Genomic DNA, 14650 nt, shown 5'->3' on the forward strand with positions numbered 1-14650 from the left:
GGAAGCGGGCAAGGAAGGACGACATGGACCTCAAGGGTTTGTTCGAGTCGTGGCCGGTGTATCGGCAGCTCACCGGCGACGACCGGCTGGGCCGCGGCAAAGCCGCGCAATCCACGCGCTCCTTGACGTTGACGCCGCGCACTGCCGAGGCCGACCGCGTCGCGCATTCGGTCTGCCCGTTCTGCGCGGTCGGCTGCGCGCAGAAGGTGTACGTCAAGGACGAGAAGGTCGTCCAGATCGAGGGCAACCCTGACAGCCCGATCTCGCGAGGCCGCTTGTGTCCCAAGGGTTCTGCCAGCAAGCAGCTCGTCACCGGCCCGCAGCGGCTGACCAAGGTGCGCTACCGCCCGCCGTATGCCACCGAATGGCAGGAGATCGACCTCGACCGGGCGATGGACATGGTCGCCGACCGGGTGCTCGACGCCCGCGAAAAGGGCTGGCAGCAGTTCGACAAGGACCGCAACACGCTGCGCCGCACCATGGGCATCGCCAGCCTCGGCGGCGCGACGCTGGACAACGAAGAGAACTATCTGATCAAGAAGCTCTTCACCGCGCTGGGCGCGCTACAGATCGAGAACCAAGCCCGTATTTGACACAGCGCCACGGTTCCCGGTCTGGGAGCCTCCTTCGGTCGCGGCGGGGCGACGGATTATCAGCAGGACCTCGCCAACTCCGACTTCATCGTCATCATGGGCTCGAACATGGCCGAGGCCCATCCGGTCGGGTTCCAGTGGGTGATGGAGGCCAAGGCGCGCGGTGCGCGGGTGGTGCACATCGACCCGCGGTTCACGCGCACCAGCGCGGTCGCCGACCGCCATGTGCCGCTGCGTGCGGGCAGCGACGTCGCGTTCCTGGGCGGGGTGATCAACTACATCCTGTCCAACGAACTGGATTTCCGGGAGTACGTGACCGCGTACACGAATGCGTCGTTCCTCGTCGACGAGGGGTTCAGCGACACCGAGGATCTCGAGGGGTTGTTCTCCGGCTACGACGGCGAGACGGCCGCCTACGACCCGTCGACCTGGCAGTACGAACGGACCGACGCGGAGTACGGCGGTTCGGGTGCCAAGGAGCACGCCGCCCCGGATCAACACGGTTCCGGCGGGGCCCCGATAGAGGGTGCGGCGCAACGGATTCCGTCAGATGAGACGCTGCAGCACCCGCGTTGTGTCTATCAGATCCTCAAGCGGCACTACGCCAGGTACACACCGGAGATGGTCGAGCGGGTGTGTGGTGTGCCCGCCGAGGAGTTCCTGGCGATCGCGAAGGCGTGGGCGGAGAACTCGGGCCGGGAACGGACCGCGGCGCTTGTCTACAGCGTCGGCTGGACGCAGCATTCGCTTGGCGCGCAGTTCATCCGCGCCGGTGCGATCATCCAGTTGCTGCTCGGCAACATCGGCAGGCCGGGCGGCGGGGTGTTCGCGTTGCGCGGCCACGCCAGCATCCAGGGTTCCACCGACGTGCCGACGCTGTTCAACCTGTTGCCCGGCTACCTGGCGATGCCGCACGCGGGGCAGGAGACGCTGTCGGACTACCTCGACGACATCATGAGCACGAACCAGAAAGGCTTCTGGCGAAACGCGGATACCTACATGGTCTCACTGCTCAAGGAGTACTGGGGCGAGCAAGCGACCGCCGAGAACGACTACTGCTTCGACTACCTGCCGCGGATCAACGGCGACCACGGGACGTATCGGACCGTGATGGACATGGTCGACGGCAAGGTGTTCGGCTACTTCCTGCTCGGCCAGAACCCCGCCGTCGGGTCGGCGCACGGCCGGCTGCAAAGGTTGGGCATGGCCAACCTGGACTGGCTGGTCGTGCGCGACCTCGTCGAGATCGAGAGCGCGACGTTCTGGAAGGACGGTCCGGAGGTCGAGACCGGCGAGATGTCGCCGGAGACCTGCCGCACCGAGGTGTTCCTGTTCCCCGCGGCGTCGCACGTCGAGAAGGCGGGCACGTTCACCCAGACGCAGCGCAAGCTGCAGTGGCGGGAGAAGGCCGTCGAACCGCCCGGCGACGCCCGCTCGGAGTTGTGGTTCTTCTATCACCTCGGCCGCATCCTGCGGGAGAAGCTGGCCGACTCGACCGACGAGCGGGACCGCCCGTTGCTCGACCTCTCCTGGGACTACCAGTTGGAGGGCGACGAACCGTCGGGTGAAGACGTGCTGCGGCGCATCAGCGGTGTCGACCTGACGACAGGGCGGGCTGTCGACGACTACATGTCGTTGAAGGCCGACGGCTCCACGATGTGCGGATGCTGGATCTACAGCGGGGTGTACAAGGACGAGGTCAACCAGTCGGCGCGGCGCAAACCGAACGACGACGCCGAGTGGGGCTGGGTCTGGCCGATGAACCGGCGCGTGCTCTACAACCGCGCGTCGGCCGATCCGCAGGGCAGGCCGTGGAGCGAGCGCAAGAAGCTGATCTGGTGGGACCCCGAAAAGGGTGAGTGGGTCGGCGACGACGTCCCCGACTTCGAGAAGACCAAACCGCCGGACTACCGGCCCGACGACGACGCAATCGGGGTGGCGGCGTTGCGCGGCGACGACGCGTTCATCATGCAGGCCGACGGCAAGGCGTGGTTGTTCGCGCCGGGCGGCGTGCTCGACGGCCCGCTGCCCACGCACTACGAACCGCACGAATCACCGGTGCGCAACGCGCTTTACAAGCAGCAGGGCAACCCGGCGCGCAAGGTGTACGGGCGCGCGGACAACCCGTCCAACCCGTCACCCCCGGAACCGCACGGCGAGGTGTTCCCGTACGTGTTCACCGCCGCGCGGCTGACCGAGCACCACACCGCGGGCGGGATGAGCAGGCAGCTACCGTACCTGTCCGAGCTGCAGCCCGCGTTGTTCGTCGAGGTGTCACCGGAGTTGGCCGCTGAACGGGGCCTGTCGCACATGGACTGGGCGCACGTGATCACCAGCCGCACCGCGGTGGACGCGCGCGTGTTCGTGACCGACCGGATGCGGCCGTTGCGCATCGAAGACCATGTCGTACACCAGATTTGGATGCCGTACCACTGGGGCAACGTCGGGCTGATCGACGGCGACGTGGTCAACGATCTGCTGGGCGTCGTGGTCGACCCCAACGTGTTCATCCAGGAGAGCAAGGTCGCCACGTGTGACATCCAGCCGGGACGGCGGCCGCGTGGGCCCGCGCTGCTGCAGTACGTCGCGATGTACCGGGAGCGGGCCGGGATCACGATCGCGACAGGCACGGATCTGGACACCACCGGGCTGTCCACCGAGCACACCGAGGAAAACCCATGAGCGACAACAGCTTTTACGGACCGCTCGCTGACCCGGCTGGCAATGCGGGGTATTCCGAGCACCCGGAGCGGGTCGGGTTCTTCACCGACACGTCGGTGTGCATCGGGTGCAAGGCGTGCGAGGTGGCGTGCAAGGAATGGAACGGGGTGCCCGACGACGGGTTCGACCTGCTGGGTATGTCGTTCGACAACACCGGGATGCTCGGCGCGAACTCGTGGCGGCACGTAGCGTTCATCGAACAACCCTCGCAAGTTGACCTCGGCATGCCGGGCTTCGAGCGCCCAGGCGATGTGTCCGGCGCAGAAACGCGCACCGACTTCCGGTGGTTGATGAGCAGCGATGTGTGTAAGCACTGCACGCACGCGGGCTGCCTGGATGTGTGTCCGACGGGCGCGTTGTTCCGCACCGAGTTCGGCACAGTCGTTGTGCAGCAAGACATCTGCAACGGCTGCGGCTACTGCGTGTCGGGCTGCCCGTACGGGGTGATCGAACGGCGTGAAGGCGACGGCCGGGCGTGGAAGTGCACGCTGTGTTACGACCGGCTGCACGATGGTCTCGAGCCGGCGTGCGCGAAGGCGTGTCCGACGGACTCGATCCAGTTCGGGCCGCTGGATGAGTTGCGTGAGCGGGCGGCGCTGCGGGTGGAGGAATTGCATGCGCGCGGAGAGACTTCCGCGCGACTGTACGGACATGACCCCAACGACGGCGTCGGTGGCGACGGCGCGTTCTTCCTGCTGCTGGACGAACCGGAGGTGTACGGGTTGCCGCCGGACCCGGTAGTGCCGACGCGGGACGCCGCCGCGATGTGGAAATACGCGGGGATGGCGGCGTCGGCGTTGGTCGGGTTGGCGGTTTCGGCGTTTGTGGGGAAGCGATGAAGGAACAGCTGGCGGTGCCGCGGGCGGAGTTCCGCTCGTACTACGGGCGGCCGATTCTCAAACCGCCCGTGTGGAATTGGATGATCGCGGCGTACTTGTTCTGCGGCGGATGGTCGGCGGGTTCGGCGCTGCTGGCCGCCGGCGCCGACGTGACAGGCAGGCCGGGGCTGCGGCGCGGGTCGCGGGTGGGCGCGTTGCTCAGCATCGTGGCGAGCTTGTACTTCCTGGTGGCGGATCTGGGTCGTCCGGAGCGGTTCCATCACATGCTGCGGGTGGCGAAACCCAGTTCGCCGATGAGCATGGGCACGTGGATCTTGTCGGCGTACGGTCCTGGGGCGGGGTTGGCGGGTGTGGCCGAACTGATGCCGGGCCGGATGCGGCGCAGCCGGCTGGGCCGGTTGGTGTGGTGGCTGGCCAGGCCGGCCGGTGTGTGGGCGGCGGCGACGGGGCCGGGTGTGGCGTCGTATACGGCAGTGCTGTTGTCGCAGACCGCCGTTCCGGCGTGGCGCGAGGCGCATCCGTATCTGCCGTTCGTGTTCACCGGTTCGGCGGCGGCAAGCGGTGGGGGTTGGGGGATGGTGGTCGCGCCGCACGGTGAGTCCGGCCCGGCACGGCGGATGGCAGTCGCCGGCGCGGGTTTGGAGGTGGCGGCGTCACGGTTGATGGAGAAGCGGCTGGGGCTGTCGGCCGAGGCCTACACGACCGGAAAGGCACACCGATTGCGGCAGTGGTCGGAGTATCTGACCGTCGGAGGAGCGCTCGGTGCGGCGGTGAGCCGGCACCGCGCGGTGACGGTGGCGTCGGGCCTGGCGCTGTTGGCCGGCAGCGCATTACAGCGGTTCGGCGTCTTCGAAGCGGGCGTGGAATCGACACGCGACCCGAAGTATGTGGTGGTTCCGCAGCGGGAACGGCTCGCCGCCGGGCAGCCGGCACGTGGCGACCGTTCTGCCGCGACCAAGTGACCATTTCGAAAGTGCCCGCCTGTGAGCGACTTTGAGTTAGTTGTCGCTGGGTGGTGGTTGGGGTTCGTAGGGGTTGCACCACCACCAGTCGGCGCGTTCGCCCAGCGGTCCGGTCCAGGGTGGAACGTCGGGTGGTGGGCCGTTGGGTGGGCGACCGTGAGGTCAGTGGGGTGCCGTCGCTGTCGGTGACGACGAGCGCCTCGGCGGGCCCGGTGATGGTGATCTCGCCTTTGTGGTGCATGCGGTGGTGGTACGGGCAAACGAGCACCAGGTTGTCCAACTCGGTCAGCCCGCCGTCTTCCCAGTGGATGATGTGGTGGGCATGCAGTCCCCGGGTGGCCCCGCAGCCGGGGACCGCGCAGGTGGGGTGGCGGTGTTCCAACGCCCGGCGTAGTCGCCGGTTGATGGTGCGGGTGGTGCGTCCGGTGCCGACGAGCCGTCCGCAGCGTTCGAACCACGCCTCACAGGTGGCATCACAGGTGAGGTATTGGCGGTCGGCATCGGAGAGCAGCGGACCTAGGTGCAGGTTGGCGATGCGCTGTTCGACATCCAGGTGCACGATCACGGTGGTGCGCTGGCCGTGCGGGCGGGCCGCCACATCGGCGTCCCAGCCGGCCTCGACCAGGCGCATGAAGGCTTGCGCATTGGTCGGTAGCGGCGGGCGCGCTTCCTGGGTGCTGTCGCGGTGGTCGTGTTTGTACTCGTTGACCAACGCGTCCCGGTGTGAGGCCAGCGCGGCATCAAAGGTGGCGGCCTGATCGGTGGGCAGGGTGATCCGATACTTCGTGCACGTCTCGTCCGCAGTTTTGCTGAACGAGGCTTGCGGCGCCGGCGTGGGATCCGGATCCGGGCGCGGCTCCAACTTCACCGCCGTGCGCAACTGACTCACCGTGGCCACCGCCGCCAACTCGGCGTAATGGGCATCGGATCCCTCACCGGCGCGGGCGGCGATCACCCCGACCTGATCCAACGACAGCCGGCCTTCCCGCATCGCGGCCGTGCATTGGGGAAACTCCTCACTGCGGTCGGCGATCGTGGTGATCGTGTGCGCGGTCGTCGACGACAGTCCGAGTCGCCAGGCCATCAACGCGGCCACCGACCGCGCCCCCGTCGCCCCCCACAGGTTGTCCCGGTCGATCTGCGCGGCGATCTCCACAATGCGCCCATCAATGGCATTGCGCTGCCCCGCCAATTCGGCCAATTCCTCGTACAGCACTTCCAGACGGTCGCTGCGAGACACCGCAGGACCGTCGAACGAAGCAGCAGACGGAATCGGAAACATGACCCCATCATCACCACCACCCACGACAAGATGCCCATCCGAAAACCGCGCCTGTGGATGAATTCGGGTCTGGGGATAAACCCAAGGGGTTCATTCCCATTCGGGGCGAGTTATGCGTCACACCGGGTCACATTTACGGCTAGCAGGAATGGCGGTTTGGGCGTTCACCGTGACGACATTGAATTAACAACGGCGCAACATGGAACACGTCAGCCTGAAGGAGAAGAAATGAAACTGAGTTACGCCGCACCGCTGGCGATCGCTACCTTTGCCGCCGCGATCGGATTGGCGCCGCTCGCCTCCGCGGATGCAACCGTGCACCAAAACAATGGCAACACCGAGATCACAGCCACTCCCGGTGCCGCCGCTCACGAAGCTGCCCAGCAGCAGCAGCCGTTCGGTGGGGCCGAAGGCGCGCTGATCTTTCACCACTAGAAACCCGCTCACCGCTTCGGGCCGGACGCTACAGCGTCCGGCCCGAAGCGCTTGATAGCGTCAGGAATTGATGACTCCTCCGTTCTCGTGGCAGCTGCCGTACGCCTGGCCGCGCAAACCGCTGATGGCCCGCAACATCGTCGCGACCTCACAACCGTTGGCTGCGCAGGCCGGTCTGAGGATGATGGCCGGTGGCGGCAACGCGGTTGACGCGATCATTGCGACCGCGATCACACTGACCTTGGTAGAACCTGTGTCCAACGGCATCGGGTCGGATGCGTTCGCGATCGTCTGGGACGGACAGCAACTGCACGGGTTGAACGCGTCCGGCCGGTCACCGGTGGCGTGGACACCGGAGTACTTCACCGAGGGCGCCGTGCCCGCAATGGGCTGGAACTCGGTGACGGTGCCCGGGGCGGTGTCGGCGTGGGCGGAGCTCCATGCGAAGTTCGGCCGGCTGCCCTTCGCCCGGTTGTTCGAGCCCGCGATTGACTACGGCCGCAACGGTTTTCTGGTGTCGCCGACGGTCGCCGGGCAGTGGGCCGCGCAGGTGCAGCTGTACGCCGGACAGCCAGGGTTCGCCGAAGCGTTCATGCCCGACGGGCGGGCACCGCGACCCGGCGAGCTGTTCCGATTGCCCGAGCACGCCGCCACCCTGGAGAAGATCGCCGAGACGAATGGCGAAGCCTTCTACCGCGGTGAACTGGCCGAGGCGATGGAAGCACATTCGACGGCCAACGGCGGCGCGCTGCGCGTGGCCGACCTAGCGGGACACCGCGCCGACTGGGTCGGCACCATCACCGGCGACTACCGCGGTTACACGGTGCACGAGATTCCGCCCAACGGCCAGGGCATCGTCGCGTTGATCGCGCTCGGCATCCTGCAGCACTTCGACATCGCTTCGCTGCCCGTCGATTCGGCCGACAGCGTGCACCTGCAGATCGAGGCGGTGAAACTTGCCTTCGCCGACGCGCTCGCCTACGTGTCCGACGGCGACCACATGGCGGTCACCACACAGCAGTTGCTCGACAAAGAATACCTGAGGCAGCGGGCCGAGCTGATTGACCGACACCGCGCGAAACCCGTTGTGGCGGGCCAACCCCGGGGCGGAACGGTGTACCTCACCGCCGCGGATGCCAACGGGATGATGGTGTCGATGATCCAGTCCAACTACATGGGCTTCGGCTCCGGTGTGGTGGTGCCGGGCACCGGCATCTCGCTGCAGAACCGCGGCGCGGGTTTCGTCGCCGAGCCTGGGCACCCCAACCAGGTCGGGCCGGCAAAACGCCCGTACCACACCATCATTCCCGGCTTCGTGACGAAAGCCGGTGCGCCCGTGATGAGCTTCGGCGTGATGGGCGGCACCATGCAACCACAGGGCCATGTTCAGGTGATGGTCCGGATCGCCGACTACGGGCAGAACCCGCAGGCGGCCTGTGACGGTCCACGCTTCCGGTGGATCGGCGGACAGCAGGTCAGCGTCGAGGGCGGATTCCCGCCCGCCACGTTGGACGGACTACGCGAGCGCGGACACGACCTCGTCACCGTCGACGACTACAACCAGTTCGGAAGCTGCCAGGCGATCTGGCGACTCGACGACGGCTATGTCGCGGCCAGCGACCCGAGACGCGACGGGCAGGCGGTCGGTTTCTAGCTACGGCAGAACAGTTTTCATCAACATGACGTTGTAGGCCGTCCACTCCGACAAGTTGAAGTACAGCTCCCTGCCGGTCGACCAGGGATGCAGGAACGGTGCATAGATGCCGCCGGGGAACTGCATCGACGGCACGATCATCTGCTCCGGACCCCACGGCCCCTGCGGTGCAGGCGCGGTCCTGAACACCACGTCGTTCATGCCGTTGCAGTACATGATCAGGTACTGCCTCAGGTAGGTGTTGAACTGGGCCGACATCTCGCCAACCGGACCTGGAACCACCGGCGTCGCCGCCGCCGGATTGCCTGGCACCCAGGCGTTCTGGTCGGAGTTCCAGTACTCGTACTTGGTCACGTCCGCGATCGCGCTTGGCGCGACACGCGCGACGTACGCCGATCCGCCGCGGCCCGCCGGCGTGCCGAACGAGTAGATGTACGGATCGCCGGGACCGGGCTTGAGGAACGCCCCCTGCTGGAAATTCTCGTTACCCGCGACGTGCCGGGCGCCGGGAATCGCGTCGGGCCTTGGTGTGCGGACCGACCCGGGGTAGACGCCCCACCGCTCACCGTTGTCCGGTGACACCGCGATCGCCGAATAGTTGGTTGTCCACGCGCCGTTGGCATCCCAACTCTTGATGGACATGTAGTTGACGTACTGGTTGCCGCCGACGGAGATGCCTGCGGTCGGAATGATGCCCGTCTCGTCGGGCGCCCATCTGGTGCTGTTGATGATCTGCTTCGAGATACCCCGCGCCCACAATGGCGAGTTCGCCACACTGACCGTGTTGGACAGCGAGCCGTCCTGGCTGCGCATCAGCACGTTGTAGCGCCACTGGTGACCGGGAACGCTGCAATAGCCGGAGGTGTCGCCGAACGCCATCAGCACTTGGTGAGATCCGTTGTCCCACATGATGCCCAGGTCGGTTCCGGAGATGGCGAACCGGGACAGCGTGTTGTTCGGGCTCTCCGGCCCGGTCACCCAGCCGACGAGCGACGTCCCCGGCGGGGAAGGTGCCGCCGCAGGCGGCGGTGCCGGAGCAGCCTCCGGAACCGGTTGAGCCGCAACGGGTGGCGCCGGTTCGGTGGCCGCGGCCGGAGGAGGCGGCGGCGGGGCGACAGCGGCTTGCTGCTGCAGGCGCGCGGAGCGCTGACCCATCAGGTTCATCACCGCCGACGTGATGGGCCCGATCTTGGGCAGCGGCGCTGCGGTGTTCGCATAGGCGGGTCGGTGCCCTCGTGGCGGTCCGCCGTTGGTGGGCAGCGGTTGGGCAGGCGCCTCGACCTGAGGCTGGCCGGCCGCCGCCGCATCCGTGCACGGCTCGGCGCTCACCGGCGCCGCGACGCCGATCCCGACACAAAGCACAATCGCGGACGCCACCGATACCGGGGCAATTCGCGGACGCGGCGACATGACACACCTTTCGAGGGGGCATGACGTCGCTTGGACGTCAGGAGTCGACTGTTGTGACAGTAGTGATCAGTGAGGTCGAAGTGATCATTGATGTGCTGATAGGTATGCATCCGTGACCGTGTCGCTATACATCGATGTAATTCTGAAATCGGTCAGCAATCGAAAGGCATGTTGCTGACGGGACCGTCAAATGTGGCATCTTGGCAGGCCAACGAACTGAAAGTTCGATAACAGATCTTTGCTTTGCCATGCAGCGGGACATTTCGTGTGTTCCCATCGGTGGATGTCTGTGAGGCAGCGCTGGCCCGACGAGGTGTCCACCGACCTGGTCCCGGTGCACGCGGCGGAGGAAGCTGGCGACGAGTCGCGTGCCGACATACCGCTGTGGATGCTGAAGTTGCTGCTCATCGTCGTGGCCATCGGCGTCGTGGTCGCGTCGGTCGCCGTGATCGTGCAGATGACCGACCGCTCGGCAACCAACTCCCCGACCGCCGCGGCGGGCGGGGACTGCCTGACGTGGCCGCCCGGCGAGCCGGATCGCGCATCGCGGGTCGACTGTTCCGGCGAGCACCTTTTCGAGGTCGTCAGTTCAGAGGCCGCGGCCGACGAGCAGGCTTGCGCGCAAGCGGTCGAGCGCAGCCTCGGGACACGCTACGACCCGAATGGCCGCTTCGTCGTCGGAGCGGTATCGGTGTCCGGCCAGACGATGTGCGGCCTGCAGTTGCCGAGCAACGGCGTCGCGTCGGTGCCATTCAAGGGCCGCGTCGTCGATCAGGACCAGTCGCTTATCTGGCCGACAGGCACCTGCCTAGGGATCCGCGACGGCCAGACGACCGACGTCGCGGTCGAGTGCGGTCTGCCGCACGCGCTGGAAGTCACTGGGACAGTGGACCTTTCCGCCCACTTCGGCCAATCGGCACCATCGACCGCTACTCAGGACACGCTGTTGCGTGAGGTGTGTGGCGCAGCGACGTCGGCCTACCTGGCGCCGGTGCCGCTGACCGACACTGGCCTGGCGGTGCGCTCTCAGCCGATCGATGCGGCCGGATGGGCGGCGGGCAGCCGCAAGGTGGCGTGCCGCATCGGGGCGCCGAAAGACGGCGGCGGGTGGGCGACGTTGGTGCGCAGTGCGAAGGACGGCGTCGTGGTCGACGGGCGACGCGGCGCGGCACTGCCCGCGCCGGCACCCGAACCGCCTGCGCCCGTGGAAGTCTCGGCTCCGGCCGAACCCGCGCCCGTCGAACCGGCCCCCGCCGTGGAGGCGGCCGCCCCGGTCAGCGAGACACCTGCGCCGTCGACCGTCGCCGAAGTGCCGGTCCGGGTGAACCGCGAAACCGACGAATCCGCCACTGCCGCAACGCCGGTACCGCATCTGGACGGTGCGGAGGCCCCGGGACCGATCCCGCACATGGCGGGACCCACCGTGCCGGGACCGGTGCCGCACATGGTCGACTCGGTGGCGCCGGGACCGGCGTCGGGTGCGCTACCGGCAGAACAGACCGCGGAGTCGGCCACCCCTTAGCGGGCAGGATCAGTCGCCCGTCACTGCGCTCTCGTGCTCCTCGACGAGCCAGCGCGCCACGTCGACGAGCTTGATGTTGGTTTCCTTGGACGCCTTGGCCAGCAGGTTGAACGCTTGCAGGCCGGTCAGGTGGTCGCGGTGCATCAGCAGGCCCTTGGCCTGTCCGATGACGTCGCGGCTGGCCAGTGCGGCCTGGAAGTTCGTCTCCGCGGTGGCACCGATCATGGCGACGGCCGCGTGCTGGGCGAGGATCGTGCCGACATCCACCGAATCGTCGGAGAAGACGTCGGGCTCGCCTGCGTACAGATTCAGCGCGCCGAGGTTCTCCGAGCGGACGAATAGTTGGAACGACAGCAGGCTGCGGACGCCCAACTCCGTTGCTTGCTGCGCGAATTGAGGCCACCTGCCGTCCGTCGTCATGTCGGCGATGTGGACGGTGTGGTGCTCCCGCAGCGCCGTCAGGCACGGTCCATCGCCGAGTTCGGACTGCAGGTCGTCCAGTTTGGCGACGATCGGGTCGGTCGGGACCTCGGCGACGACCCGGCGTCCGTGAATCGTCGAGATGCCCGCCCACCGCGCGCCGGGCACGATGTGCGCGGCGGCGTCTACGATCGCGCGCAGCGTGTCCGCGGTGCCACTCTGCGCCTGCATGTCGACGGCTAGATCACCGAGGAGGCGGGCCAGCCGGTGGTGAACATCACCGGCCATGACAAAAGCGTAGGTCGGCCGCCTTGACCGCGGACCGGATCGACACTTCAGGTTTGATTTCGCCGCCCGGGGTTATATACCTTCCACCGGGCGAAAGGGACGGCGGTGGCGATCAATATTCCTGCTGAGGGCAGCGCGTTGGCGATCTGTCCGGCATGCGGGTATCCGACATGGGGTAACGGGCTGTGTGCGCCGTGCGCGCCGACGGTAGCGGACTCGATCAACGTGGCGGCCGACGTGTCGGACTTCAACCCCGCCGCCTAAGCGGCTACTTGTTGTACGCCGTACTGCCCTCGACGGCATGGGTGGTGCTGATCAACTTGGCGTAGCAGTGATCGCGGTCCAGGCCGCTACTCGTGCACCAGGCCAGGGCTTGATCGGCGGTCGGAAACCCGGTGCCGACGATGGTCACCCAGAAGTCCGATTCGGAGAACGTCGACCAACTACCTGACCACAGCAGCCGAACGTTGGGGTAGCGAGCTCGGAGCTGTTGATGATCGGCCAAGATCATTTCTTTTGTCCACGTGGCGCCTTCGGCGACCATGCCGACCCGTTTCGAACTCACCTGCGGTACCCAGCGGTCCTCGACGGCGTTGACGACCATCGGCTGGTCGCCCGCGGCGATGGCGCGCAGTTGTGCTCCACTGACGTCGCTGGTGGGAAGCGTCACAGGTGTCGGAGTCAAGGTCCGCGGCGGTGAACTGATCTTCGTCGTCTCGACGATGTTGGCCAAAAGCGATGGGACCGTGGTCTTTCCGCCGATCTGGGTGTCGTATGTCACGGCACCCTCGACTTCGACGAACATGGTCACGTCGTCCTTCACGACGAAGTTGGCGACCATGCGCGCATTGCGTGCAGTGACGAGCGTGTTCTGCTCATAGTCGTACGGGTCCGTCATCGGCGCAGGGCCCGTGTCGGCGCGGAACGCGGTCGCGCCGGTTGCCGCATCGAATTGTGTGATCACCCCGTAGACGACGATCTTGCGGCCCGCCCACGCGTCGGGGTTCTTCGCCATCAACGCGAACTCCCGCGCAGTCACCGGCGTGTACGTCGACCGATCCAAGCGCTCGGCTTCCCGCGCGCGGTAGCGTTCGGCTTGTCGGTCAACGGTCTCGCGTGCCGTGGTCGGCGTAGGCGCGGCGCTCGGAAGCGCCGGCGGTGCGGCATCGGGCCTGCTGAACTGCAGACCGAGCAGCACTCCCACCGCCAACACCAGCACCGCAACCACACCGGCGATTGAAGCGGCGAGCAGGGGACTTCGCTTCCCGCGCTTGCCATCTCGGTCACCGTAGTCTTCGGGCCACGGGACGACCTCGGCGTGATGGTGTGAATACGGCGGATAGACCATGATCTTTCTTTCTGCTACCGGTGGACGCGCTAACCGCCGAGCAATCCTGCGACGGCGCCGACGGCTGCGGCCATCACCGCGGCAGCAGGGAAGTTGCCAGTCATCAAGATATCTCCCTATCCGGCGACAATGTCACGCAGTCCAAGAGAAGGCTTGTTCTGATCTTGAAAGCGGCTTCACCTGGTGAAATTCACAGGATCGGCTTATCACAACCCAAGCTATTCGGAACTACACCGAAAGGAATCGGGTGTTTCCCTATCTTTGCTGAAGCGCCGCGGACGCGCTGCCGACCGTTTCACCCCTCGCTGACGGGGGAGGTCAGCAGACGTCGAGCGCGGGCAGCTTTCACGATGATGCCGGCGCTCTGGAACGCGGTGGTGCGCTGGTGCTCGTACAACACGGGCAGGTCGGCGGCCTGACGCAGCAGCATGGTGCCAAGAGCGGTGCTGGTACCGGCCGGCACGACCAGGAGATCCGCCTTGGCCAGGCTGCCGGTGACGGTGATGACGCGCAGATGCCTGCCGTTCTCACCGGGCGTGGCCGCGACGCCGCGACGGTTGATCAGGTCGAGATTCGAAACACCTTGTAACGGCGACCAGTTGACACTGATGTCGATGACCTTGCCCAGCGGTTCGCGCAGCGCATCGGTCAGGTCGGACAGCTCGCGCGCGATCGAGGACGTGTGCGGCCACCATGCTCCGTCGAGACCGCTGCCGAGCGTGGACGTCAGCGTCAAGCGGATCGGATTGCGCAGCCGTCGTCCGTCAACCGCGTCCCTGACCGTGTGATCCACCGAACGACTTCCTTCGTTTCGAGGCCGATCAGTTCGTTGAGCGGCTTACGAATCGGATCGCACACGTTGCCGGCTACGAAACGGTTCGCTGTGAGCCTACACGCGGCCCTCCGGGACAGGACCGTTGCCCTGCGTGAACGCGAAACCAGTTCGGCGGCAACGGAAATGCGTCTTCGAGGGCCAGGAGTCGCCAGTGGGCGTACGCTCGAGGCATCGGGACCATCCAGGCCCCCAATCGCAAGGGGTCTACATGGCTGACAAATCTCCCCGGCAATCCATGAGCAAGAAGTCCGGTAAATCGCTCAAAGAGAAGCGAGCCGACAAGCGCGCCAAGGCTGAGCACGCCTCGTCGACCACCATCATCCAAAAACACTGATGCTCAA

Annotated in this window: 12 protein-coding genes and 1 pseudogene; 8 read left to right on the forward strand and 5 right to left on the reverse strand. The window is 66.5% G+C overall.

Translation table 11 applies throughout. The features are described from left to right. The first annotated feature begins 23 nt into the window (after positions 1-23). From fdh to nrfD, 3 genes are read left to right on the forward strand one after another with little or no spacing between them, the layout of a single operon-like run. The gene (fdh, locus tag C1A30_RS08925) at positions 24-3275 is read left to right on the forward strand and encodes a formate dehydrogenase (protein WP_235009769.1); all 3252 of its coding nucleotides are present in this window, start codon (positions 24-26) and stop codon (positions 3273-3275) included. After that, positions 3272-4153: a 4Fe-4S dicluster domain-containing protein gene (locus tag C1A30_RS08930; RefSeq protein WP_101947921.1), complete on the forward strand. Its 882-nt coding sequence runs from the start codon at positions 3272-3274 to the stop codon at positions 4151-4153. Before fdh ends, C1A30_RS08930 begins: the two co-directional genes overlap by 4 nt. Beyond that, the gene (gene nrfD / locus C1A30_RS08935; RefSeq protein WP_101947922.1) at positions 4150-5115 is read left to right on the forward strand and encodes an NrfD/PsrC family molybdoenzyme membrane anchor subunit; all 966 of its coding nucleotides are present in this window, start codon (positions 4150-4152) and stop codon (positions 5113-5115) included. Before C1A30_RS08930 ends, nrfD begins: the two co-directional genes overlap by 4 nt. A gap of 36 nt (positions 5116-5151) precedes the next feature. Here nrfD and C1A30_RS08940 read toward each other — a convergent pair. Beyond that, positions 5152-6397, reverse strand: a pseudogene (locus C1A30_RS08940) (HNH endonuclease signature motif containing protein). A gap of 228 nt (positions 6398-6625) precedes the next feature. Here C1A30_RS08940 and C1A30_RS08945 point away from each other — a divergent pair. Beyond that, on the forward strand, positions 6626-6832 hold the full coding sequence (locus C1A30_RS08945; protein ID WP_101947923.1) for a hypothetical protein: 207 nt from the start codon (positions 6626-6628) through the stop codon (positions 6830-6832). 70 nt (positions 6833-6902) lie between these two features. Then, positions 6903-8486: a gamma-glutamyltransferase family protein gene (locus C1A30_RS08950; RefSeq protein WP_101947924.1), complete on the forward strand. Its 1584-nt coding sequence runs from the start codon at positions 6903-6905 to the stop codon at positions 8484-8486. Here C1A30_RS08950 and C1A30_RS08955 read toward each other — a convergent pair whose 3' ends face one another. After that, positions 8487-9896 (reverse strand): DUF4185 domain-containing protein, encoded by a 1410-nt coding sequence (locus C1A30_RS08955; protein WP_101947925.1) that lies wholly within the window; start codon positions 9894-9896, stop codon positions 8487-8489. It lies immediately after the preceding gene. A 283-nt stretch (positions 9897-10179) separates the two neighbouring features. Between C1A30_RS08955 and C1A30_RS08960 the strand changes: the two genes are divergently transcribed. Then, positions 10180-11418, forward strand: coding sequence for a septum formation family protein (locus C1A30_RS08960; RefSeq protein ID WP_101947926.1), 1239 nt, complete (start codon positions 10180-10182; stop codon positions 11416-11418). 9 nt (positions 11419-11427) lie between these two features. Here the strand turns inward: C1A30_RS08960 and C1A30_RS08965 are convergent, their stop codons facing one another. Beyond that, on the reverse strand, positions 11428-12126 hold the full coding sequence (locus tag C1A30_RS08965) for a GAF and ANTAR domain-containing protein (RefSeq protein WP_101947927.1): 699 nt from the start codon (positions 12124-12126) through the stop codon (positions 11428-11430). A 105-nt stretch (positions 12127-12231) separates the two neighbouring features. Here C1A30_RS08965 and C1A30_RS35600 point away from each other — a divergent pair, with 105 nt between their 5' ends. Continuing rightward, a complete protein-coding gene (locus C1A30_RS35600; protein WP_160112714.1) occupies positions 12232-12390 on the forward strand; it encodes a hypothetical protein in 159 nt (52 codons plus the stop codon). A gap of 4 nt (positions 12391-12394) precedes the next feature. On the opposite strand, the gene C1A30_RS08970 is transcribed toward C1A30_RS35600, so the two are convergent. Further along, on the reverse strand, positions 12395-13474 hold the full coding sequence (locus C1A30_RS08970; RefSeq protein ID WP_101947928.1) for a hypothetical protein: 1080 nt from the start codon (positions 13472-13474) through the stop codon (positions 12395-12397). Positions 13475-13769: 295 nt separating this feature from the next. Then, on the reverse strand, positions 13770-14267 hold the full coding sequence (locus C1A30_RS08975; protein WP_235009771.1) for a DUF5994 family protein: 498 nt from the start codon (positions 14265-14267) through the stop codon (positions 13770-13772). A gap of 250 nt (positions 14268-14517) precedes the next feature. On the opposite strand from C1A30_RS08975, the gene C1A30_RS36335 reads away from it, so the two are divergent. Beyond that, positions 14518-14643, forward strand: coding sequence for a hypothetical protein (locus C1A30_RS36335; RefSeq protein WP_101947929.1), 126 nt, complete (start codon positions 14518-14520; stop codon positions 14641-14643). Positions 14644-14650: the final 7 nt, after the last annotated feature.

Source organism: Mycobacterium sp. 3519A (assembly GCF_900240945.1).
Classification (GTDB): Bacteria; Actinomycetota; Actinomycetes; order Mycobacteriales; family Mycobacteriaceae; genus Mycobacterium.

Coding starts and splice junctions, on each gene's coding strand:
- C1A30_RS08965 (WP_101947927.1), bottom strand. CDS start 12,126: ATGGCCGGTGATGTTCACCACCGGCTGGCCCGCCTCCTCGGTGATCTA.
- nrfD (WP_101947922.1), top strand. CDS start 4,150: ATGAAGGAACAGCTGGCGGTGCCGCGGGCGGAGTTCCGCTCGTACTAC.
- C1A30_RS36335 (WP_101947929.1), top strand. CDS start 14,518: ATGGCTGACAAATCTCCCCGGCAATCCATGAGCAAGAAGTCCGGTAAA.
- C1A30_RS08960 (WP_101947926.1), top strand. CDS start 10,180: ATGTCTGTGAGGCAGCGCTGGCCCGACGAGGTGTCCACCGACCTGGTC.
- C1A30_RS08930 (WP_101947921.1), top strand. CDS start 3,272: ATGAGCGACAACAGCTTTTACGGACCGCTCGCTGACCCGGCTGGCAAT.
- C1A30_RS08945 (WP_101947923.1), top strand. CDS start 6,626: ATGAAACTGAGTTACGCCGCACCGCTGGCGATCGCTACCTTTGCCGCC.
- C1A30_RS08950 (WP_101947924.1), top strand. CDS start 6,903: ATGACTCCTCCGTTCTCGTGGCAGCTGCCGTACGCCTGGCCGCGCAAA.
- C1A30_RS08955 (WP_101947925.1), bottom strand. CDS start 9,896: ATGTCGCCGCGTCCGCGAATTGCCCCGGTATCGGTGGCGTCCGCGATT.
- C1A30_RS08970 (WP_101947928.1), bottom strand. CDS start 13,474: ATGGTCTATCCGCCGTATTCACACCATCACGCCGAGGTCGTCCCGTGG.